Annotated in this window: 19 protein-coding genes and 2 pseudogenes; 7 read left to right on the top strand and 14 right to left on the bottom strand. The window is 56.3% G+C overall.

Annotated elements, in window-relative coordinates; genetic code table 11:
• Window positions 1–98 precede the first annotated feature (98 nt).
• Window positions 99–998: a LysR family transcriptional regulator gene (locus tag HOP59_RS03450; RefSeq protein ID WP_234252814.1), complete on the top strand. Its 900-nt coding sequence runs from the start codon at window positions 99–101 to the stop codon at window positions 996–998.
• Window positions 999–1,014: 16 nt separating this feature from the next.
• A pseudogene (locus HOP59_RS03445) lies at window positions 1,015–1,298 on the top strand (adenine nucleotide alpha hydrolase family protein); the annotation flags it as partial.
• Between the two features lie 187 nt (window positions 1,299–1,485).
• On the opposite strand, the gene otnC reads toward HOP59_RS03445, so the two are convergent.
• From otnC to acnA, 11 genes are all read right to left on the bottom strand, one after another.
• On the bottom strand, window positions 1,486–2,145 hold the full coding sequence (gene otnC, locus HOP59_RS03440; RefSeq protein ID WP_234252813.1) for a 3-oxo-tetronate 4-phosphate decarboxylase: 660 nt from the start codon (window positions 2,143–2,145) through the stop codon (window positions 1,486–1,488).
• Window positions 2,142–3,458 (bottom strand): 3-oxo-tetronate kinase, encoded by a 1,317-nt coding sequence (otnK, locus tag HOP59_RS03435; RefSeq protein ID WP_234252812.1) that lies wholly within the window; start codon window positions 3,456–3,458, stop codon window positions 2,142–2,144. Before otnK ends, otnC begins: the two co-directional genes overlap by 4 nt.
• Window positions 3,459–3,664: 206 nt before the next feature.
• Window positions 3,665–4,582, bottom strand: coding sequence for a GntR family transcriptional regulator (locus HOP59_RS03430; RefSeq protein ID WP_234252811.1), 918 nt, complete (start codon window positions 4,580–4,582; stop codon window positions 3,665–3,667).
• A gap of 133 nt (window positions 4,583–4,715) precedes the next feature.
• Window positions 4,716–6,239: a tripartite tricarboxylate transporter permease gene (locus HOP59_RS03425; RefSeq protein ID WP_234252810.1), complete on the bottom strand. Its 1,524-nt coding sequence runs from the start codon at window positions 6,237–6,239 to the stop codon at window positions 4,716–4,718.
• A gap of 37 nt (window positions 6,240–6,276) precedes the next feature.
• On the bottom strand, window positions 6,277–6,834 hold the full coding sequence (locus HOP59_RS03420; RefSeq protein ID WP_234252809.1) for a tripartite tricarboxylate transporter TctB family protein: 558 nt from the start codon (window positions 6,832–6,834) through the stop codon (window positions 6,277–6,279).
• Between the two features lie 19 nt (window positions 6,835–6,853).
• Entirely contained in the window at window positions 6,854–7,828 is a 975-nt protein-coding gene (locus HOP59_RS03415; RefSeq protein ID WP_234252808.1) for a Bug family tripartite tricarboxylate transporter substrate binding protein, read from the bottom strand.
• Between the two features lie 56 nt (window positions 7,829–7,884).
• Entirely contained in the window at window positions 7,885–8,952 is a 1,068-nt protein-coding gene (locus HOP59_RS03410) for an isocitrate/isopropylmalate dehydrogenase family protein (RefSeq protein WP_234252807.1), read from the bottom strand.
• A gap of 62 nt (window positions 8,953–9,014) precedes the next feature.
• Window positions 9,015–9,668: an aspartate/glutamate racemase family protein gene (locus HOP59_RS03405; RefSeq protein ID WP_234252806.1), complete on the bottom strand. Its 654-nt coding sequence runs from the start codon at window positions 9,666–9,668 to the stop codon at window positions 9,015–9,017.
• A 279-nt stretch (window positions 9,669–9,947) separates the two neighbouring features.
• Entirely contained in the window at window positions 9,948–11,015 is a 1,068-nt protein-coding gene (locus HOP59_RS03400) for an AbrB family transcriptional regulator (RefSeq protein WP_234252805.1), read from the bottom strand.
• A gap of 25 nt (window positions 11,016–11,040) precedes the next feature.
• Entirely contained in the window at window positions 11,041–11,811 is a 771-nt protein-coding gene (locus tag HOP59_RS03395) for a transporter substrate-binding domain-containing protein (RefSeq protein WP_234252804.1), read from the bottom strand.
• Between the two features lie 7 nt (window positions 11,812–11,818).
• Window positions 11,819–14,452 carry an aconitate hydratase AcnA gene (gene acnA, locus HOP59_RS03390; protein WP_234252803.1) on the bottom strand — a complete coding sequence of 878 codons (2,634 nt, stop codon included), beginning with the start codon at window positions 14,450–14,452 and terminating at the stop codon, window positions 11,819–11,821.
• 319 nt (window positions 14,453–14,771) lie between these two features.
• Here acnA and serA point away from each other — a divergent pair, with 319 nt between their 5' ends.
• Complete coding sequence (gene serA, locus HOP59_RS03385; RefSeq protein ID WP_234253192.1) at window positions 14,772–16,007, top strand: phosphoglycerate dehydrogenase; 1,236 nt, start codon at window positions 14,772–14,774, stop codon at window positions 16,005–16,007.
• A 214-nt stretch (window positions 16,008–16,221) separates the two neighbouring features.
• On the opposite strand, the gene HOP59_RS03380 is transcribed toward serA, so the two are convergent.
• Both HOP59_RS03380 and HOP59_RS23715 read right to left on the bottom strand, forming a co-directional pair.
• Window positions 16,222–16,482 carry a hypothetical protein gene (locus HOP59_RS03380; protein WP_234252802.1) on the bottom strand — a complete coding sequence of 87 codons (261 nt, stop codon included), beginning with the start codon at window positions 16,480–16,482 and terminating at the stop codon, window positions 16,222–16,224.
• A 450-nt stretch (window positions 16,483–16,932) separates the two neighbouring features.
• A complete protein-coding gene (locus tag HOP59_RS23715; RefSeq protein WP_479688657.1) occupies window positions 16,933–17,916 on the bottom strand; it encodes a recombinase family protein in 984 nt (327 codons plus the stop codon).
• A 20-nt stretch (window positions 17,917–17,936) separates the two neighbouring features.
• On the opposite strand from HOP59_RS23715, the pseudogene HOP59_RS03370 reads away from it, so the two are divergent.
• From HOP59_RS03370 to HOP59_RS03355, 4 genes and pseudogenes are all read left to right on the top strand, one after another.
• Window positions 17,937–18,234, top strand: a pseudogene (locus HOP59_RS03370) (transposase); the annotation flags it as partial.
• A 734-nt stretch (window positions 18,235–18,968) separates the two neighbouring features.
• On the top strand, window positions 18,969–19,544 hold the full coding sequence (gene mobI / locus HOP59_RS03365) for a conjugative transfer protein MobI(A/C) (protein ID WP_234252801.1): 576 nt from the start codon (window positions 18,969–18,971) through the stop codon (window positions 19,542–19,544).
• Between the two features lie 280 nt (window positions 19,545–19,824).
• Window positions 19,825–20,130, top strand: a complete 306-nt coding sequence (locus HOP59_RS03360; RefSeq protein ID WP_234252800.1) for a hypothetical protein — start codon at window positions 19,825–19,827, stop codon at window positions 20,128–20,130.
• A 2,154-nt stretch (window positions 20,131–22,284) separates the two neighbouring features.
• On the top strand, window positions 22,285–22,509 hold the full coding sequence (locus HOP59_RS03355; protein WP_234252799.1) for a hypothetical protein: 225 nt from the start codon (window positions 22,285–22,287) through the stop codon (window positions 22,507–22,509).
• Window positions 22,510–22,538: 29 nt separating this feature from the next.
• On the opposite strand, the gene HOP59_RS03350 is transcribed toward HOP59_RS03355, so the two are convergent.
• Complete coding sequence (locus tag HOP59_RS03350) at window positions 22,539–22,898, bottom strand: XRE family transcriptional regulator (RefSeq protein ID WP_234252798.1); 360 nt, start codon at window positions 22,896–22,898, stop codon at window positions 22,539–22,541.
• Window positions 22,899–23,074: the final 176 nt, after the last annotated feature.

The following is a 23,074-nucleotide window of genomic DNA, read 5'->3' as shown; positions in this document are numbered from 1 at the left end:
GAGAACCACCAGAATTGTCACATCAACACTAGATGACAAATCGGAGAGCATGCAATATACTGTGAGTTAAAACACTACCAACCCGGAGGTTAAAACTCATGTCGAGCACCGACTTTGAGTTCTTTATTTTTCTTTGTCAAGCAGGCAGTTTTTCAAAAGCGGCCAGGGAGTTAGACATAACGCCTGCAGCTGCGAGCAAAAGACTTTCCAACATTGAGAAGAATGTCGGCTCTCAACTTTTATCGAGATCAACTCGCTCCATGAGTCTGACATCGAACGGCACGATTTATTTAGACTATGCTCGAAAAGTCACATCAACGATAGAGGAGATGAACAGCGCCCTACGCCAAAAGACCGATGAGCCCGAGGGACTAATTCGTATCAATGCGCCCTTTGGGTTTGGAAGGAAATATGTATCCAGATTCATTGCCGACTTTATAAATGAAAACCCAAAGGTAGATTGTCAACTCCATCTATCAGACCACCCACTAAACTTGATAGCCAATTCATTCGATCTCGGAATTCGCTTTGGGTCACTCCCTGACTCTGGATTACATGCCAAGAAAATTGCTTCTCACCAGCGATTCGTTTGCGCATCACCCTCTTATTTGGAAAAACACGGGGAACCTGAACATCCCCGAGACCTCTCTGACCACAACTGCATAGTGCTCAGACAGAATGAGGACACGTATGGAAACTGGAAATTCAATAAAGGCGATCAGATCTATCCCATCCGTGTCAGAGGAAATTTGAGTTCAAATGATGGAGAAAGTGTGCTGAGCTGGACGTTGGCGGGGCACGGCATCGCGATACGCGCTGAGTGGGATGTCTACCACCACATAAAAGAAGGCCACCTGAAAAGAGTATTAAATGAATACCAGCTACCTAATGCCGACATCTATGCAGTGTACCCTTACAGTCAGCATCTCCCGGCTCGGATACGACTGCTCATCGACTACCTATCTGAAAGAATGAACATAGTACCGTTTAGGAAATGAGAACAAAAGGCCAAGGCGCGCGACCGACAATGTGGTCGACTCCCACCAGTTGGCCGAGCCCATGCGCGCGCTGCGGGCCGAGCTGGCCGATGGCTACAGTCACCTGCTGGGCGCTGCCACCACCACTGGCAAGAACATGCTGCCGCGGATTGCCGCGCTGAAGGACGCCAGCCAGATCTCCGTGATCGTTGAGGTGATCGACGCCGACACCTTCAAGCGTCCGATCTACGCAGGCAAGCCATCGCTACGGTGCAGAGCGCCGACAGCCTTAAGGTGATCACCGTGCGTAGCACCGGCTTCCTGCCGTGGTTGGAGAGCAAGCTGTAATATGCATTATCGAAGCTTCTCGGGTGAACCGATTCCCGGCCCTTCGCCAGCTCGGTGCTTACGCAGCAAAGCTACCTCAGGCCAGGCGACCCTCAGCCACGTTTTCCTTCGATCGCCTCACTTGGGCCATCTCGTCTCAAGTCGCTTGGCCGGCAGAACTTTACTCCATCGGAAAACGCGCCTCCAGCTCGGCGACCTGCTTCGACGTCAGGCCCCGCGGGTTCTCGCCGCGCAACAGCAGGAACAGCTTGGCGGTTTCCTCGAGCTCTTCAGTGGCATAAACCGCTGCCTCGAGATTCTTGCCAGCCACCACCGGGCCGTGGTTGGCGAGCAGTACAGCGCTGTGCTTACCGGCTAGCCCGCGCACCGCATCACCCAAGGCAGGATCGCCCGGCACATGGTAAGGAACAAGCGGTAGCTTGCCCACCCGCATGACATAGTAGGCGGTCAGCGGCGGAATGCAGTCGCAGGGGTCGACACCCGGCAGACAGGAGACCGCTACCGAGTGGGTGGAGTGCAGATGCACGATGGCGCCGGACTTTGGCCGCTCTGAATACATGGCCATATGCAAAAAATGTTCTTTGGTAGGCTTGTCGCCATCGTGCCAGCGCCCCTGTGCATCCAAGCGTGAGATGCGCGCCGGGTCCAGCCTTCCCAGGCAAGCGTTGGTAGGCGTCATCAGCCAGCCGCCATCATCGAGACGTACGCTGATATTTCCGCTGGAGCCCATGGTCAGGCCGCGATCGAATAGCGACTTGCCTAAAGTGGCGATCTGCTCGCGTAGCCGACTTTCCTGGCCAAGGTGTGAGTCGATACTCATGCGCGGCCCTCCACTGTCAGTTCGTCGAGCACCGCAAAGGCGCGTGTGAAGAAATCCTGGCCGCCGAAGTTGCCTGACTTCAGCGCCAACGACAGCGGTGCTCCGCCCACCCGCGGCGCTTGGGTCCAGGGCACGCCGGGATCGATCTGCCCGCCGATGCGCAGCTGGCGAATGCCCAGCGCCGACACTACCGCGCCAGAGCTTTCACCTCCGGCAACGAGCAGGCGCCCCACGCCCTCGGCGACCAAGGTGTTTGCTAGTTGGCCTAATGCCTGCTCCACCAACTCCCCTGCTCGAGCCATCCCCAGGGCCTCCTGAGCAGCTTTGACGCGCGCGGGATCCGCCGAGGCGTAGACCAGCACCGGTCCACCCTCGGCAAGTCCCTCACGGGCAAAGTCCAGAGCCATCTCAAAGTGCGTCTCGCCCTCAGCCAGTTGCAAAGGATCCAGGGCGAAGCCCGCCTGCTGCCCGCGGGGATGATGTTCGAGAAAGTGTGCCACCTGGCCCAGCGTGGCCCGGGAACAGCTCCCCGATAAGACGATGGCACTACCTTCGGCAGGAACGAGTCGTCCCGGCTCGGCTACCTCAGCCAACCAACCACGACGACGGTACTGTTCAGGTAACGCCTGTCCGAGACCTGAACCGCCCGTGACGAGCGGAAACTCCACGACCGCCTCTGCCAATACCTCAAGGTCACCTTCGTTCAAGGTATCGCAAATCACATGACGCACGCCGTGCGTGGCCAGCGCCTCGAATTGATCACAAACTGCTGCACTACCCCGAGCCAGAACCTCATGTGATGCCAAACCAACTGCGTTTGGTGTCTGACGACCCAGTACCCTTACCAGATCAGCATCAGTCATCGGCGTCAGCGGGTGATGCTGCATACCACTATCGTTGAGCAGACGATCTCCGACGAAAAGATGCCCCTGATAGACGGTGCGCCCGTTTGCCGGAAATGCCGGTACCATCACCGTCTGCTCAGCTCCGAGTCGCTCCAACAAGGCATCCGCAACCGGGCCGATATTACCGGCGTCCGTTGAATCGAATGTGGAGCAATACTTGAAGAATATCTGGCAAGCACCTCGATCGATCAGCCAGTCTGCTGATGCGATAGCATCACCGACTGCCTCTTCGACTGGGCAGGAGCGCGACTTCAGCGCCACCACCACCGCATCGGCCTCTCCAATATCAATATCACCGGCTGGAACGCCAATTAGCTGGACGCAGCGCATGCCAGCGCGAACTAAATTATTGGCAAGGTCAGTTGCACCTGTAAAATCATCTGCAATCGCACCTAGAACAACACTCATATTGCTCTCCATTTTTCGTGCCTAAAAAGCAGGAATAAACAAAAGGGCGAGTCCGAATCTCTCTAAATCGATACAACGCGAACAATTCAGCCAATTAACTTTTTATCAAGCACAGACCGAGCCCTGCCAAGGACTGTGCAGGCCAAGCATGAGTAAAAATCAACATCAACCAATCTAGCGATTGAAGATTTTACGAGAATTAATTCTTAGCCATCAAAAAGATGGGACGCTATCTTCATCTTTTCCCTTCTCGCCCGCTCCAAATGCCTTCCGAGAAATTCAGCCGCCTCTTCATTTTTCCCTTCTTCAAGAAGGTCGAGAATTATCAAATGCTCTTTCGACTCAGGCTTCGGCGAGTCCCTTTTCATGAAGACGTTATATTCCATCAATTTTCTTAACCGATTCGCCCTCTGAAGGCCTTCGAGCAGAAAAACATTTTTGGCACAGGCCACAATTGACTCGTGAAAAAATGTTCCCACGAGGAACATATGGCGCTCGGTGATATCCCGATCATCCATGTTCAACGTATCAGCTTGAAGCCGCCTTAATTGGCGAAACAGCCGTCGATCAACCGTGTAACCAGGCTCTCGTAGCGCCGCCGGTTCGATTAATATCCGATAGCGATAACATTGATCGTAAGTTTCTTTGGATGTAAGGAACTCATTGAATTCCCATCCATAGCCCATAAGCTTGGACACCCAGCCCTCTGTCTCCATAGACACAAGGGCCTGCTGAATGGAAAACCTATTGGTATTGTAAACGTTTGCAAGCTCAGTTTCTGTTATCGTTCTCCCCAGCTTGCCCTTCAGGTAGTCAACAGCGATGTTGAACGCAAGAGGGGAAATTGGCGAACTGCTATCGACGACAAGGTCTTCCACTTCATCGCTTTCAGAAATTTTTGGAGTAACCAAAAAATAACCACGGTTAGGCTCTTTCTTGACAACACCTTGGCTTTCAAGAAAAGCGAGTGCTGAACGTATCGGGGTTCTTGACACCTTAAGGTTATCTGCAAAGAAGGTTTCGGGCAGGTGGCTGCCAACCGGAATATTCTTTTCATGCACCAGAGCCAGCATTCTCTTGGCGACAACTTCAGGATTGGTCTTCTTTCTCTGAGCAGTCTGCATATCTGGCTCACTCATGTTTAAAGCTTGGCGACAGCTTGACAAGCCGATGATACCATGCCAAACCAACACTGTATATGCTCAGAGGGTTGTTCCTACGGCTGTGCGGAACAACCACTCTGGATACACATTCACCTCAGGACATCTTCCTTACGTAGATATTGTTTCTCAGCAATCTGAATATCATTGGCATAGCAATCACCATCAAAACAATCATGCTCAAAACGAATGAAATGGGGCGGTCGACAAAGATACTGAGACTCCCGTCCGAAATGATGAGAGATTGAAGAAGGTTCTCTTCCGCCATGGAGCCCAGCACCAGCGCCAATACGGTAGCTGCTGGGGAGTAGCCATAAAGCTTCATGAAGAACCCCAGCAACCCGGCCACCAAAAGCATCCATGTCTCCACCATGCTGAAGTGTAGCGTGTATGTCCCGATCACACAGAGCAGGACGACGACCGGAATGACATAGACATAGGGGATATCCAGGAACCTGACGAACAACGGAATGGCCGCAATACTTAGAAATATCAGTACCATATTGCCCAAGTACATGCTGGCGATAAGCCCCCACACGAAGCCAGGATCATTCTCGATCAGCATGGGACCCGGTTGCAGGCCCCACATCATGAAAGCGCCCAGCAGCACCGCTGTGGCCCCGGACCCAGGAATGCCAAGCGACAACAGAGGGACCATGGCACCTGACGAAGCAGCATTATTGGCCGCCTCGGGAGCGACCAGCCCCCGCATTTCGCCCTTTCCAAACTTCTCGGGATCCTTGGCAATTTTTTTCTCTATCGAGTAGCCAAGAATCGATCCGATGGTCGCCCCCGAACCAGGGAGGATACCAGCAACAAAACCGATGATGGAACCTCTAAGAAACGTAAACTTTGACTCCGAATAGTCTTTCCTTGACGGCCAAAAATCTTTTGATCGAAACGTCACCCTTGCCCTTTCCACCTTTTTTTTGTGCTGCCCTTTGTAAATGCAGTGCAATAACTCACCAATACCGAACAAGCCAATCGCGATAGGGACGAAGTAGATTCCACCAATCAACTCCGGCGAGCCAAAAGTGAAGCGTTGAGCACCGCTCATTACATCGACACCTACCATCGAGATGACAAAGCCGATCAACGCTGACACTACACCATTGAATTTGTTATCGCCCATCATGGTCGTTAGCAGAAGCAGACCAAAAAGGATAATCAGAAAATATTCTGAGGGACCGAACGAAGCCGCAAAGCTAGCTAATGTTGGTGCCAAAGAGCAAATCAAGATAACACCGATGGTACCGCCTATGAAAGATGCAATAGACTGCATCACCAGGGCCGGACCGGCCCTCCCCTGCTGGGCTAGAGGATAGCCGTCCAGCGTTGACGCCACCGTAGCAGATTCACCAGGGGTGTTGATCAAAATAGACGTGATGGTACCGCCATACATGGATCCATAGTAGATTCCGGCTAGCATGATGATGGCCGTGGTCGGGTCAAGTCCAAAGGTCATCGGAACCAGCACCGCTATACCTGCCGCAGGGCCAAATCCAGGAAACAAACCGACCACCATTCCAACGAAAGCCCCGACGAACAAGAAAAACAAATTGGTTGGTGTTATTGCAACGGATAGACCAAACCCTAGGTTAGTTATCAACTCTTCAATCATTTGCAAACCTCCCAACATAAGTTTTTATACCACCCTGCTAGATGCCGAACACACCACGAGGCAACGACGCATTGAGCAATACATCGAAGAGCAAGTACAGGAGGACAGGCAAGGTAATACTGTAGACCACATTCATCACCACCTTCTTCCGATTGAAAATCGAAAGCAAGGCAACCATGAAGAGGGTCATTGACAAGAGACCACCCAAGAAGGTGATACTTCCGATCAACAAGGCCAAGCAAAACACAACGAGAGCAACATCTATAGGACGATCCGCTTCTCCCTCATATTCGTCATTACCGCCTCGATGTACCTGCCATGATGCAAGAATCGCTGCAAACTGAAAGGGATGAAGTTCACTTCTCCTAATAGCAATTATGTCTTTAAATAAATTCACGGAAGTAAATAGGATCAACAATCCACCCACCATGGCGGGGAAATAGCCAGGTCCAGGACGCCCAATATTTGTTACAAAGCTAAGCGTATTCAAGCCATACACAAAATATGCTGTCGACATGAGAAAAAGGAATAAAGAAAACCACAGTCTCATCTGGCGCACCACTCTAGTTTGCGGCGTGGCATGGTGCGAACCCATACCACGCCATCCTCATGACTTATTCAATGGCACCAATACTACGAAGCGTGCTCTCATAAACCTCGGAGGTCTCCTGCAGGTAGTCACCAAATTCTTCACCCCACAGGTAGGTACCGGACAAACTGTTGGTTTCCAAATACTTATTCCACTCCTCAGTCTCGACTACTTCTTTGAGTGCCGAGATCCACCACTCCTGAACGTCAGCATCCACGCCTCCTGGCAATACGACCCCCCTGGGGAGAGCAAAGGTAAAGTCATAGCCCAGTTCCTGGAATGTCGGAACATCAGGATAAATGTCGCTGCGTTGAGCATCCGAGAATGCCAGCGCCCGGAAATTGCCAGCGGCAATCTGCCCTGCCACCTCAGAGGGATTCGCGACAATGGCCTCGACGCTGCCGGACGTCAGGGCGGTCACCATCTCCCCCCCGGTTCCAGCGGGAACGTACTCAAGCCGAATTTCCGCTTCATCGGAAAATAGGCTAGCGACGACGCGGCTAGGTCCAGCCGATCCGGTACCACCTACAATGATTCGGGAAGATTGGGCTGCTTCAACAAATTCATCGACACTACGATACTCAGAATCCTCGCGGACCACGAGGAACATGGCATCGCTAGCCAGCAGGGCAATCGGCGTGAAATCGCTGTAGTTCCAATCCGTATCGGCAATCAGCGGCGTGGTAATGAAATTGCCACTGGTCGATGTGGCAACGTAGGGGTTACCCTGCTGCCTTTTTACATAGCTGTAACCAATGGCCCCACTTCCTCCCGCGCGGTTGGCTACGACAATATTCTGCCCACCATAGAGGTCATAATCATTCAGGATGTCTACAACGGTTCGGGACATCAGATCATTGCCACCACCCGGGCCAAAGGCGATGATGTAGTTCAGCCTTTCACTGGGGTAGCTGTTGTCCTGCGCCACAGATAAATGTGAGAACGTCGCAACGGAAGCCAAAGCGGCGGAAGCGATGAGTTTAGACTTGTTGGAAATCATGGCGTCTCTCTTCTCTTATAAAAATTTCAGATTGTTACGTGCCTAGGGCACTTCCTCTAGCTCAGGGCGTCACAGACAGCCTGACTAAAGTCCTTGCATCCATAACTGCCGCCGAGATCCCTCGTGCGTTTCTCAGGTTCCATGAGAACGGTGTCAACGGCTTCGGACATTGCCGCTGCTGCCTGGAGATAGCTGTCCAAAGACTTGTTCTCGCCGATCCAATGCAACAACATCGCCACCGACAGAATCATTGATGAGGGGTTGGCCAGATCTTTCCCTGCAATATCCGGTGCCGAGCCATGCTGAGCCTGGGCGCAACAGTGCTCATCACTGGCCATTATCGAGCCAGCAAGGCCAAGGCTACCTGATAATTCACTGGCCAGGTCGCTGATGATGTCCCCATAAAAATTGGTGGCGACCAATACGTCGAACTGCTCAGGATTTCTGACCAAATGTGCCGTAGACGCATCGACAAGCAGATCATCCACCTCTACCTCGGGATACTCTTTTGCGACAGCATAAACAGCCTCAAGAAACAGCCCATCGGTCATATGAAAGCTATTGGATTTATGAATCGCTGTTACTTTCTTTTTACGCTTCATTGCCAGGATAAAAGCCTGCCTCGCAATTCGCTCGCTGCAGCGACGAGTAATCTTGCGGATAGACAGCGCCATGTCCCTGTCGGGCATAACCTCCGCCCAGCCCTTGGTCATGTTCCTGTCCGGATAGAATCCCTCCGTCGCTTCTCGCATGATGACCAGATCCATGCTCTTTCCAGGTTTCATATTGGAATCGAGGAAGGGTCGAGTGCGCGCTGGCCTGACATTGGCATAGAGATCGAGACCGATCCTGAATCCGGCCGATACGTTTCGCCCGCCTTTCTCGGGTGACGGATAATCAGCATGAGACTGCGTACCGAGAATGACGCCGTCGTAGCGTTTGGCCTTCTCCAAGACGTCATCTCTCAACGTAGTGCCATATTTCTCCAGGCTGACAAATCCGACATCTTCGTAATCCAGCTCGATACCCAGACCGTATTTTTCGTTGGCTGCCTGAAGCACCTTTACGGAGGCGTCGACGATCTCTGGCCCGATACCATCACAAGGCAGTACAAGAAACTTCATTTATCCACTCCTTACATTAATAACTAACAAAAACACTGCTTTAATAATTAAGGTCTGCAGAGTCAAAATCCGCTCTGCATAGTGACTCGCTGTCTGAGTGATGCGACGGCAGTGCTTGGGCTGGTGAGTATTCGTGCAGCAGTGACCTTTGCCACTTTTCTTGCTGCACTCGCTGTAGAAAAATGCGCCAGCATCACCGTATCGAAGCCCGACAGGCCCGCCGCCATCTCGGCTACCAGATCGTCATGCCTGACGTTGTCGCCGGCCTTAAGAGCCTCCCTTGCGCCGGGAACACAGAAGCTCTTCAGCGTGACCTCACTGCTCAGTGCGTTCTTGATGCTGTGGAACTCCCGCTCCATGCTCTCTATGGCAGGCTCGAAGGTCGCCAACATGGCGACACGTCCGCCCTGCTCAATCGCCTGATAAAACATGGCTTCATTGGGCTTCAGCACCGGGATATCGAGTGCTTTCGCGGTCTTCTCGATGGCCTCGCCAAAGGCCGAACAGGTAAACAGTATTCCCGCTGCGTCGTTGCTCCTCGCGTAGCGGGCCAACTCCAGTAGCCGCGGCGACATATCAGCCTGCAAATTTGCCTTATCCGCCTCCAGCGAGTCATCGAGCAAGTTGTAGGCTTCTGCTTCCGGCCACTCTTCGCGCAGGGAAGCCAGTACCGGGTCGATCGCCGCCATGACGGCATGAATCAAGTACACTTTCATCTCGTTACCTGTTTCGGCTAATGGAGCGCAATTGTATTTAAAAAATCAAAAGTACAATGACAGGCAAAAAAATACCTTCCCAACACAATGTTGGTGACAAGCTGCTCAGCGTTGGGTCGACAGAGGCCGCTTGGACCTTAGGCCATGAGCAGTTGTTCTTTTTAAAGCATATGTACAATCTAGGCTTCGTCATCCGCACCGTCAAGCGCCTGAAACGAGTCTGGGAGAGAAATTCGCTTATCCTTTAGTCGAGTCAATAAGCCAAACAAATGCTCTCCTTCACCGCTCACGACCCCTTTTTTCCTTGGAAGCGGGCTTGGCCATCGTCATGCGTCGCGAAATGTAGGGTGCCAACACCATCAGCCCGATGACCCTCAGCAACTGATGGAAGGCAACGAACAGGGGGTCCAGGCCCAGTACGACCGCCAGAGCCGACATTTCCGCCATCCCACCGGGGGCCAGGGCTAACAGCGCCACCTCTCGTCCTACCCCCGTTGTCTGATGGATCATCTCGGCGAACACGGCCAGGATGCCGATCGCCATGAGGGTAGCCACCAGGGTGATACGAGCATTGGCAACGAGCGTCTTCAGCGAGAAGACACCGAATTTCGCGCCGATCGAGCACCCCAGGCACAGTAGCGCCAGATTCATGGTCCAGGCCGGCACCTCGAATCGCGCCAGGTCCGTGGCGCTCAAGGCAGCCGAGAACATCAGCGGCATCAGTAAGGGCGCCGCACTGATCCCCAGGCGGATGCCCAACGGCACCAGCAGCGGGATCATCAACAACATCCAGGCATTGCTGAACCCACCACCCTCTATCACCGTTACCACCGTGCCTTCTCCCCCACGACCGAAGAGGACGAATAGTGGCGGCAGCACGCAGATGACGGTCAGCACACGCAGCGACTGGGAGATCGAGACCCGTTGCAGGTTTCCACCGGCACTATCGGCGATCGCCACCATAGCCGCCATGCCCCCCGGCATAGCGGAGAGCCAGGCGCTGGGCGCATCGAACCCGCAGCGGCGATACCAGCGAGCCACTAGTAGCGTCGAGACAGTAACGCCTGCGACCAGGATCAAGACCGAAAGATGCCACTGCATCAGACGATCCATCAGGTCGGGCGTCACCATGCCACCCATCACCAGCCCGATCACTCCGAGGCTAAAGGCGCGCAAGGGGCCGGGTATCCAGACCGCATGACCGCCGGCGAGCAGTAACAGGTTGCCGAGGATGGGGCCCACCAGCCAGGCCAGCGGCATCCCGATAAGATCCAGCAAGCCCCCGCCTGCAGCGCCCGCCATCAGCGACCTCAGCAACCCGAGGCGGTGCTCACGAGTCATCGACATGGCGAGCACCCGAGCAGAATAGACCTCACGCCTTCGGAGCCACAGTGGCGCCCTCAATGCCGTGGCGCGACATCAGCTCTGCCACTATGCCCTCGGCCTTCACCTCCTCTATGAAAGCCGCGAGGAATTCCCTCGCCACCGGGTCGCGCCCCTTCGGTACCCCCATGGCCTGCTCGATCGTCATGAAACGCCCCGGCAGAAGCCTCATACCCCCGTACTCTTCAATGCCAGCTTCGAGCTGTTGCTTGACGCCGGCTGCAACTTCCAGTTCGTGCTCAAGGAAGTAGGCCACAACTGCCGGTGAGGTTGGCGATCGCACAAGTTCGGCCTGCTGAATGGCACGACTGAGGAACAGGTCATAGGCACTTCCCTTGCCTACCACGATTCGGTTATCCGACCGGTCGACCTCCGCCATGTCAATGATGGGCGAGGCCTCGCGCACCAGATAGCAGCCCTCGATCAGCACATAGGGGGATGTGAAGTCGATGCCCCGCCCACGCTCGGGATCCCGGGCGAAGAAGCCCATGTCCGCCCGGCCCGCGTCGACCGCGGCCACCGCCTGGCCCGCCGATTCGAAGACCTGCATTTCGAGTTCGACGCCGAGCCGTTCGGCAATCAACGCAGCCAGGTCCACAGAGATGCCATGGGGTCGGGTGGCCTCCGGGGGTCGGGTGGCCTCCGGGGGTCGGGTGGCCTCCGGGTGCCGACCGGCCAGAATCGGGTTCCCCAGGTTGATGGTCGTTCTCAGCACCCCTTGCGGGGCCATGGCCCGACGCACTTCATCCGTTGCTTTCATGCGGTACTTATTCCTCTGTCGTCCCGTTTAGGGTCTGCCGGAGAATCGAGGGAATTACGCCCCCCGCCTCGAGCAGCGCTATCTCGGCCTGGGTCTCGACCTGCACCGTGGCGAGAAACCGCTCCGACTCTCCGGAGGCGCGCCACACCGTCACGGGTATTTCCGCTCTCGGCACGAGCCGGCCCGCCTCGGCTTCGATCTCGAGCCGATCGCCCGTGCCGATCGCCAGGCTCGCTGCGCTCATCCCCTGAGGCATCGCCAGCGGCAGAATGCCCATGCCGATCAGGTTCGAGCGATGGATGCGCTCGAAGCTCACCGCCAGCACGGCGCGAACCCCCAGGAGGCGCTGCCCCTTGGCCGCCCAATCCCGCGAAGAGCCCATTCCATAACGCTCACCGGCCACCACTACCACGGATTCCCCCGCCGCCCGGTAGCGCTCGGCGGCATCCAAGATCGGGATCACCTCGCCGCTGGGCACATGCTGCGTGTGGGCAACAGGGGCGCCGGGCGCCAGCCGATTGTTCAGGCTCTTGTTATGGAAGGCGGCGCGGACCATGACCTCCCAGTTGCCACGCCGCGAGGCGAAGACGTTCAAGTCATCTCGGCGTTCGCCGCGTGCCACCAGGAAATCGGCCACCAGGCTGTCGGGGGGAATGGCGCTGGCAGGCGAGATATGGTCGGTGGTCACATCGTCACCGAGCACCAGCAGCGGATAAGCGGTGTAGTGGCCAAGCTGACTGCCTTCCGCGACAGAAGCGAAGGGCGGCCGGCGCAGCGCCGTGGAGTTTTCGTCCCATGGAAAGCGGGCGGTCTGCGGCGCATCCAGGGCCTCCCAGACCATGTTGCGGCTCGCCCGTTGGAAGTCAGCTGCAAAGTCAGCGGCGTCCAGGGCCCCAGCAACGGCGGCATCGACTTCCTCCCGCGAAGGCCAGAGATCACGTAGATAAACGTTGGCGCCATCGTTGCCTCGTCCCAACGGCTGGCGTTGCAGATCATGCTCGGCATTGCCAACCAAGCCGAAGGCCACCACCAAGGCCGGCGACATGATGAAGCCTAGATCCAACTCCGGGTGCACTCGGCCGGGGAAGTTGCGATTGCCCGAGAGAATCGCCACGGCTCTGCAGGTGCCCGCCGCCTGGGCCTCGGCTATCTCGCGGGTGAGCGGCCCAGGGTTGCCAATGCAGGTGGTGCAGCCATAGCCGACGATATCGAAGCCCACCGCTGCCAAGTCTTCCAGCAGCCCGGCCCGTTTCAGGTAGGTGGCTGCCGCCGGGGATCCCGGGGCCAGCGATGTTTTTACCCATGCTGGCGGCGCCAGACCATGGCGCCTGGCGTTACGCGCCAGCAAACCGGCCGTGATGATTAGCCGTGGATCACTGGTGTTGGTACAACTAGTGATGGCCGCAATGGCCACCGGATGGCGCGGCAGGTCCGAGGCTTGCGCCGGGGTGAAGTCCAACTCATCCAATACCCGCGGCACTTCCCCATAGGCGTGCAGATCTTGTGGCCGAGTGGGGCCGGCGACCTGAACTCCGATGGCGCTAAGGTCGATCTCTATCGATGCGGTGTAGGTGGGCCTCGCCTGAGGGTCGAACCATAGGCCGGCCGCTCGGCAGTAGGTCTCGACCTGTGCCACCGCCTCGGACGAACGCCCTGTCTCACGCAAGTAGCGCAGTGTCTGATCGTCGACGGCGAAGAAGCCGGTGGTAGCCCCGTACTCAGGCGCCATATTGGCGACGACGGCTCGGTCACCAGCGGTGAGCGAGCTTACCCCGGGGCCGAAGAATTCGACGAACTTGCCGGTGACATCCAACTCACGCAGGCGCTTGGTCACTACCAGCGCCAGATCGGTCGCCTGAGCCTCTGGGGCCAGCGCCCCCACCAGACGCACCCCGATCACCTCGGGAATACGCAGCATGGTCGGCATGCCGAACATCACCGTCTCGGCCTCGAGCCCACCCACGCCCCAGCCCAGCACACCGATGCCGTTGATCATCGGGGTATGACTGTCGGTGCCAAGCATGACATCCGGCACCAGCCACGCCTCACCCTCACGAGTCTCGGTGATTACCACCGTGGCCAGCTGCTCAAGATTGACGGTATGCATGATACCTGTGCCCGGTGGATGGATCCGCACGCCTTCGAGGGCGCCGGACGCCCAGCGCAGGAAGCGATATCTCTCGCGGTTGCGGCGCATCTCATGCTGCAAATTTTCTTCCGCGGCGGAGCCGGTGGCGAAGACCTCCACTGCCAGGGAGTGATCCACCGAGACATCCACCGGCAGGCAGGGCGTCAGGGCCGCGGGGTCGCCACCCGCCTCGGCCACCGCATCGCGCATGGCGGCAATATCCACCAGGGCCGGGGTGCTGGTGGTGTCGTGCATCAGCACCCGTCCCGGCTGGAAGGCGATCTCGTCCTGGCTGGTGCCACTGCCCAGCCAGTCGAAAATCGCCTCAACCGACCGCTCACGCTCCTCGCCCTGACCATGACGTACGACATTTTCGAGCAGCAGGCGCAGCACCATCGGCAGCTCCCGCAGCCGAGCTCCGAAAAGGCCAGGAAGATCGACGAAGGCGTAGTCCTGCCCATGGAAGCTCAGCCGGCCCGGCAGTTGTTGGTTCAAGATGCTGGAAATTTTCATGAAAACACCGCGCAATGATGAGGTCTGCCAAGAGGATTCCCTATCTCTGGCTGCTGGGTGACGAACCATCATTGCATTTTAATGATCAAAAATGCAATTGATCTCAAAAATACGTACACTTCGCCTTTAGTCTAATCCGACGACTCCAGCACCCTCCACCTACCGCCTGCGCCAGACAAGCACCCGCAGTCAATCCAAACTAAGTCTGTCTCTCATTTCCAGTATTGTATTTTTAATCACACAAGAACAAAATAAGGGCTCGCTTCCCTCCGCGACATTCGCATCCCTGGTTATCGAAGAGACCCTTCCAATGCATGCCATGCAAGAAACATCACTGAGCAAGAGCGCCATCAAGATCATGCTGCTGGAGGGGGTCCACCAGAGCGCCCTGGATAACCTGCGCAACGCCGGCTACACCAACATCGAGACGCTGCCCGGTTCCCTGGACGAGGCGGCGCTGATCGACAAACTCCGCGATGTTCACTTCCTTGGCATCCGCTCGCGGACCCAGCTCACCGAGCGCGTGTTCGCCGCCGCCGAGAAGCTCAACGCCGTGGGCTGTTTCTGCATCGGTACCAATCAGGTCGACCTCGACGCGGCGCTGGCGCACGGCATCCCAGTGTTCAACGCCCCCTACTCTAACACCCGCTCAGTGGCAGAGTTGGTACTGGGCGAGGCCATCATGCTGCTGCGCGGCATTCCGGAGAAGAACGCTCGTGCTCACGAGGGCGGCTGGCTGAAGAGCGCCAAGCGTTCCCATGAGGCTCGTGGCAAGACACTGGGTATCGTCGGCTACGGCAACATCGGCTCTCAGCTCTCGGTGCTGGCCGAATCGCTAGGCTTCAACGTCATCTTCTATGACGTGGTGGCCAAACTGGGCATGGGCAATGCCCGCCAGGTGGCCAGCCTTGAGGAGCTTCTGGCCCGCGCCGACGTAGTCAGCCTGCACGTGCCGGAGCTGCCTTCCACCCAGTGGATGATTGGTGCCCGCCAGATCGACTTGATGAAGGATGGGAGCATCCTGATCAATGCGTCCCGCGGCAAGGTGGTGGTGATCGAGGCCCTGGCTGAGGCCATCAAGGCTGGCAAGCTGAATGGAGCGGCCATAGACGTCTTCCCAGTGGAGCCCAAGGGCAACGACGAAGTCTTCGAGAGCCCTCTGCGCGGCCTTTCCAACGTCATCCTTACCCCGCATATCGGGGCCTCCACGTTGGAGGCCCAGGAGAACATCGGTATTGAAGTCTCCGAACGGCTGATCACCTACTCGGACAACGGCTCCACCCTGATGGCGGTCAACTTTCCCGAGGTGCAGCTGCCGCCCCATCCCGGCAAGCACCGCCTGTTGCACATCCACGGCAACGTGCCCGGGGTTCTCTCCGAAATTAACCGGGTACTCGCCGAGTACGAGATCAACATCGCCGGTCAGTATCTGCAGACCAATGACAAGGTAGGCTACGTGGTGATCGACTCAGACAAGCGCTATAGCACTGAGGCGAAGCAGGCTCTTGGCCAGATCCGACATACGCTGCGGGCGCGAGAGCTGTTTCCCTGCTAAATCCACCTTTTAATGCAAGGGGCCAGCCTTGTTGCCTGATCTTACCCAGCATTGGTGGACACTAGTTTAAGCGATCATCGATGATGAAGGCCGGTTTAACCTGTAACCATGGGCTTACGGGTTATGAACTTATTCCATGCTCTATTCGGCCTATCCAATACTTGCTGAGGGTTTTCTTGCATGACATCGACAGGGCGCCTCCAGCCCAGTCCTTTTACTTCCTTGTGCATCCAGCGATTTGTTGCTGCTCAATACCCTGAAACAATTCTCCTGCCGCCCTCCAGACCGCAAGCGTCCATGGTTCATGCGATACCTCAAGAACTGCCCAATCCTCGGTGCCCACCGGATCATACGGCTGATCGTATTCGTATACCGAGCCACGCAGCTTCTCGAGAGGCTGATCATGGCTAACGAGAGGGTCGCCACTTACGTCTTTGCCGTCAATCGACACGTCCTGCTCGTCTTGCTTCGCCATGACGCCTCTCCTCAGCAGACAACTCTATGATCTTTACAGAATGATGGCACATGGCAGGCATTACCAGTCGGACAGAGACTATTCAGTAATGCTTAGAAATTCACCTGCAGGCTTCAGTCCCGCAGAAGAAAACCCCTCACGTCCACCTCTGCGCTTCTGCCGTCATCAGACCCCGCGCTGGATACTACCCTTGCAATGAATGGCGACTCCAGACGCGCTGGATTTCAGCAGACTGCCAGCCGATCGCGCTGGACTCGGGGTGGCGTGCGGTCAGGCTGGTTCGGGCCTTGTGCTAATAGTAAGTTGATGGGGCGGTCAGCACACGGCAGCGGGCCCCGGTGCCACGGGCAGCAGGACTTTAAAAAGCAGGCCCCTTTCATGTGTCATCTATGCTGATAGACTCCACCGTCCTCACGAACATTTTGAGATGAAGTGACAGAGGATCGCTTTTTATTTTCTTACAGGCAAAGTGGTTGTTTTTCGTGCCCCATCGCCGCTTTCAGTTTTGATAAGTATGTAATCGGGGTCGGCGGCATTGGAGATAATTTCGTCAATCATGCGCCAAGATTCTTCGTACTTATGCTCTTGCTTTGAAATATATTTTTTCGATGAGACATAAAACAATGGAAGGAGGTATGAATTATGGTCCTCATCGTCCTCTTGCCATAAATTGCTTTTTATTAAATACTCCTCAAAACTTTCATCTCCAACGCCTGTTACCACAATATATCGCGTGGTGTGCATTTTTGCCAGGCAATATACTAGCATCCCTAAAAACCCCTTTCTTTGAAGTCTTTTTGGAAGTTCTAGGCTTGCGATGGCTGGTGTTACGAGATGATAAGAAGTGCGGGGCGCCCCTTCGTATGATGGGCCTGCAATAAGTTTATTGTGTTGATGGATAGCATCATCCCTTAATTTCCCTGGCGAAAGCGTCGGAATCCTTATTTGAAGCTCGCCGACCACTTCGTTCTCATTGCCCTCAGTAAATAAAACGTCATAAGCCCTTCTTGGGTAGCTTGAATAATGGAAGATTCTAGCGACTTCATATGCGAGGATTTTTACAGACAATTCGTCATTGCTTGGGGGGAGGTTTATGAACATCGGCTCGCCTTTTTTCAGTGAGTTGGGGAAGCGGGTAATGTTGGCCTTCAAGGCGGCGTAGAGGGCTGTCTTGCTGACCTTGATCCGTGCGGCGGCCTCGCGGACGTTCAGCCCATTGTCCAGGTGATCCCTTGCCCTCTTCAGCTTATCGTCGGTGACCACGGGCTTGCGCCCCCCCTTGCGCCCACGGGCGGCGGCAGCGGCCAGCCCCGCCTTGGTGCGATCCCGAATCAGGTCGCGCTCGAACTGCCCCAAGGCACCGAACACGTGGAAGATCAGCCGCCCGCCCGGCGTGGTGGTATCGATATTCTCGGTCAGCGACCGGAATCCCACACCCCGTGCCCTGTCAATGGTACCCCAAGGCGATGGCGTGCCTGGCAAAGGATCGGGACGAGCTGCTGGCGTTCTACGACTATCCAGCAGAGCATCGAATGAATATCCGCACCACCAACCCGATCGAGTCGACCATCGTCACGGTCCGATTACGGACCAAGCGCAGCCGGAACTGCGGCTTCCCGGGCGACGACCCTGGCGATGGTCTTCAAGCTGCTCCGGAGCGCCCAGAAGCGACGGAGGAGGATCAAGTACTTCCAGAAGCTGGAGCTGGTCGTCAGTAACGTCAAGTTCCTGGACGGCGAGCAAGTAGCCGATCTCCTGGGGCATCGGCCGCCGACTGGTGGAGCGCTTGGCGCTGCCTGGGATGAACAGCACCTAGGAGCTCGCCCAAGACCATTAAACTTAACAACTGAGCTCGAAAAGTACGCTCAGTGTACTTTTAACGCACTTGCGGGGACTTGCAATGCACCTTTATCGTTTCTTTCCTGTAACACAAAACGAGGATTCGCTCTGAGAGCATCCACATGCTACGGAAAAAGTACACTGAGTGTACTTTTCCGTACTTTTCCCTCTCTCGACCCTTGGGTGCGAAAAATCCCGGCTACGCGTGCTTGATTCCAACCCTGCCCTGCCTCAGTGATCTCGGGTCTGTGCTGATGACTTCACCCCCCAGCCAATTCGTATATCGAACTGCGACCCAGGGTCTGTTCGTCTACTACATGAACAGACCCCCCTGGCTGTTCGTTAGCACCGCTACCATGGGGGCTGTTCCGAATCCTGCTCTTTTTTCGTCGACTCATCCGTATTCCGCCGGGTCTGTTCGTGTAATGAACGGCGATACCTGGTCTGTTCGTCTACTACTCGAACAGACCCCCTCTGCAGTTCGCTAATTCCGATTTTCAGGGGGTTAGGCTAGGTATAACACAGAAATTAGGGGGGATGATTCGTCTACTACACGAACAGACCCCCGGGTGCCTACGTCAGGCAGCTCTATACGAACCAACGGGGGTCTGTTCGTGTAGATAGTTATGCGAACCGGAGGGGTACATATGGCAGCAGCAGGACTAAGCAAGCGAAGGGAGAAATTTGAGGATGAGCGTCTCTCGGACCAGTTCTTATGGGATATCATCCGAGACACCTCGGCTCTTGGAGACGTTGATGCCCGAACACTCATGCATCTGGGGCGGAAGCAGGCCAAACGGGATCTCCACGCAAGGGCCCTGTCTGTGGCAAGCGCATACTGGGAGGTCCACCACAGGTACCGCAACGGCGAGGGGGTCCCCAAGGAGTTTGGTGGCTACGGCGTCAGGATCATTGAGCAGAACTGGACCATTACCATCCAGTGGTACTTCAGCGTGGGGCGTGGCAAGAACCTCAGCCCGAAACACGTAGGCCTCAAGGCGCCAGAAGGTAAGTCGTACCGGATGCCAGCCTCAAGGTTCTCGAAAGCAAAGGAGTGGGAGTTTGAAGCCATCGCCAAAGCGGAGGACGAGTTCGAGAAGATCAGGAGGTGTAGCGAACATCTCAAATCCATGACAGCTCCCTTCCTGGGATACGACCACATGCTCTCACAAAGGGAGCGCGAGTTGAGGACAGAGGACGCAGCAACAGATCAGGATGGGTAGCACTTTGATCTTCATGCGCATGGGTTACTCTAGGCATATGCCACGACATCGAGAGACCTTGGATGCCAGATCGCAAGTCACCAGAAACAGCGTCCCGATGTCACGACTCTTCGCGAAGGCTTATAAGACGCTGGGGTTTGAAGAGTCGGGCATTGCGAGAGATGAGTTCCACCTGAGATGAGTTCCACTGCGACCCGAGTCACCACCTCCGATCCATGAGTCGTCAGCATCGGAATACCGGCAGCCCGGCAGCAGGCGGCCATGAAGACAAGGAGGATGAATGATGAACCAAGATGCCTACTCGCCGATCGAGGCGATGATCGAAATGTTCACACCTCTTCGGTGGAGCGAAACGTCAGGTGGCCTGGTGGTCGATGAGACGGAGCTCCAAAATTCGGGCGCCCGCTACGCCAAGTTCTGGATGATGCTGTCTGCCATGTTTGGGTGCGTCAGCTTCCTTCTGGGTCATCTGCTGTTCGCTGCCTCAGCCACGGCCAAGCTTGCAACTGTCGTGACAGGCGGACTCGCTCTGACCAGCCTGGCTGTTGCAGCTGTCATCACCATCCTGAAGCGCAAGCACCGGTAACGTGAGTAAGGCGGGGTCTGCCAGATCCTCGCCTTGCTCCACCCGTCTCACCCAAACCTGCCTAGTCAACCCTGCTCAACCTGCCGGTACCCGCTGGTGTTTCATTCGGGCAGATTCGGGGGCGCGAAGCGCCAGAGGGCGCTGACCTGTCGGTGGCAACGGCTGTCCACATCAAACTCTCGACATCGCTGATCCCTGCCTGTCACCACCATCAGTGGCAATATTTCCGGCCCCAGGCTTGACTTCACCCATTCTTCGCCCCTGAAGTCATTCGGGGCCAAAATCGCCGCTTAGGCCACGCTACGGCCTCCTGACGGGGGTTGGTGTAGCGGGTACCGCTTGGAGACGTGCAGCTGCTGCCTGGTTCTGGCCTTGTCGCCCCGTGATACCTGTCGATTGCCGACGTAAGCTCGGTCCCGCCCTGCCCCCTTGTTGTGAGCCGACGGAGGCCCAGGGGTCGCTGTTGTAACACTCGCGGGTTGCCGGTCTTGCGCCTGCTCCTGCTGTTACGGATCCCTGGCGGCAGTTTCCAGGTGGAAACTGATAGCCTCGCTGTGATCGGCGCTGGCCTGCTGAGTCTGCGGGGTTGATGCGCCGGTCAGGGTCCTTATCGGTGTCTGTTCCCGTCAGGGGTGCGCTGCCATCGTCCCGTTCCGACCGAGTCAGAGAGCAAGTCAGGCTTAGGGTGACGCACTCATGCTGTCGACCCGACGTCGACCAGGTGTAGGCCGAGGGGCTCGTGTAATGGCTCGCCTGGTGAGTGTGGGCCGATCATTACCTGGCCGGGGAAAGAGGTTGGGGTTGGGCTGCCGCTCGACCCTCAACAGCTGACTAGCCGGATCGCAGGTCAGTCGCGGCGTACTGTCGACACTGGATCTATTAGGTAGGTCCGCACCGATCCAGTCCCCCTTTGTGGCGTACTGATGACCCGGCCCAACGATTCGCGCTGGGTCGTTGAGACATTAGTCATCTGGGCGTCTCGGGGCGCTGGACTTTGGACTGAAGTCGATGCAACGCACCAATCGTGGCATCAGGTCAGTGATGTGTGAGAATGCGTGGCTCGCGCTGGAGCAATAACTAGTGCGAGAGGCAATATGCCGAGACATGAAGATTAGGATCGACCTTTTCGAGGGCATCACCAATGCGTCTAATGATGGGCGTAGCAACAGCACTACTGATCACACAGCTCGCAGGATGTGCCGAGGTTCCCCCCCGGCACGACCCGCTCCTCCTGAACTCACACAGGCGGAAAAGGATGCGATCGCTGAGGAAGTCCGACGCGAAATGGAAGAACGGGAGGCGTATGCTTGGGAGGTGGCGCGATCGCTGGGTGCGGCAAGTGATGCAGAGCTAATTGCCTTGCTCCATACGTGCAAGGGGCAGGTCGACGCGTTGATGCGCGAATCCAACACCGGGCCTTTCGCCTCGTTCTTGGTCGACGAGTACAGTGCCGACGTATACCAAGTGATGGCAATGACAGGTGCAACCCCCTTTGCAGAGCGTGTGGCGACGTTCAGGCGAAGCCTGGAGATGTCGAATGGTAGCCGCTACGCCCCAAGTCTGAACTCGAGATTCACAGTTATTTCGACGAGCGACAGCTTTAGCGGGCCTCAGCGTAAAGCGACCAACTATGACTGCGAGCTAGCGCCTGGGTTGGAGATTATCAATGTGACTAGCCGCCTCAGCAGGTACTGACCCCTCTCCGTCACCAAGGAGCGCATGAATCCTTGGTGACGGATTGCCTCAACCGGCTCGGACACCTTTGCGGGCCTCCTCTTGTGGTGCCTCCATCACCAAGGTGAAGGCGGTTGTTGTATACCGAGTAGACCACCTTCCTTGTCACATGAACATACCGTCTCTAGCTGACGGAGATCTAAGTTGCTGCACTACTGACGTCTGGCACGACTACGAGCGACGGGTAGGAACTTGCGACCACGGGCTCTCAAAGCAATAGCCGTAGCAGTTGATCCGTTGTCAGCGTCAGTGAAGGTTGTCCGGTTTGGGGTGCGGACGGTAACTTGGCCAGAGAGTGCAAAGCCGGTCTTTGCCGGAGAGCGCCGGGGCGTGAGGATCAACGATAAGGCTATCCGTTTGGATACCTAAGCGCTGGCCGCGTTCGGCGAATATCGGGTACTCACGTTGCAGTGGGACTGCATGAGCCACTATGCCTGCTGGCTTGAACCTGCGATCACGCATGAGCGGGTGCAGCTGATGCAGGGCTACAACCCGCAGGCCGACGTTGGGATGCTGCAGGAGGCTCACCTGGCCGGAAAGCCGCCACGAGACTCAGCTGGTCCAGCAGCTGATCACCAGGTCTTGTCCACCCAGGCACCGCTGAACTGCCTGTGGTCGCACCAGGATCTGAGCATGCGTGCCTAAAACCAGGCCAAGGTAATGAAAGTTTGGGCTCACGCATACCCAACTTCGGCGATATGGGACAGGTAATCGCTCACCTCATTGGCCCGGCCATGGGAGACCAGCTCTTCCGCTGTCAGGCCGCCCAGCGGGGCGATCGGATAGGAGCGGTACCAGGACCAGGCCACGCTGAGGGTACCGGCCCACGGCTCGATTCGTGTGAGGATCTCCACCGCCTGTCGCAACCGTTGCTGCGTTGCCACCGATTGCCGGCGACCCTTACGGATGATCGCGTCCTGTCGGAGTCCGATTGCGAGTGCGAACTCCTTCTTGGTGATGTGGAGCTCGTTGACAAGTGCATCTGGCACGATATAGCCATCTGGCTCGATCAGATCCTGCAGCTCGACGCTCATGAGTCACCTGATTTGCCATTTGTGTAAAACAATATACATGGTGCGTTTTCGTTAAGAGCTATGGTGACTTCTGGTGTATGGGAGGAGGTAGGAAGGGTGGCGTATCCTGTTGATTGATCACGACCAAGATCTCAATCAACACGAGTGGATACGCCATGACCGATTCTACCCTCTGG

Source organism: Billgrantia aerodenitrificans (assembly GCF_021404405.1).
GTDB classification, from domain to species: Bacteria; Pseudomonadota; Gammaproteobacteria; order Pseudomonadales; family Halomonadaceae; genus Halomonas; species Halomonas aerodenitrificans.
The sequence above is the reverse complement of the archived record's forward strand: the minus strand, read 5'-3'. Positions and strand labels throughout refer to the sequence as shown.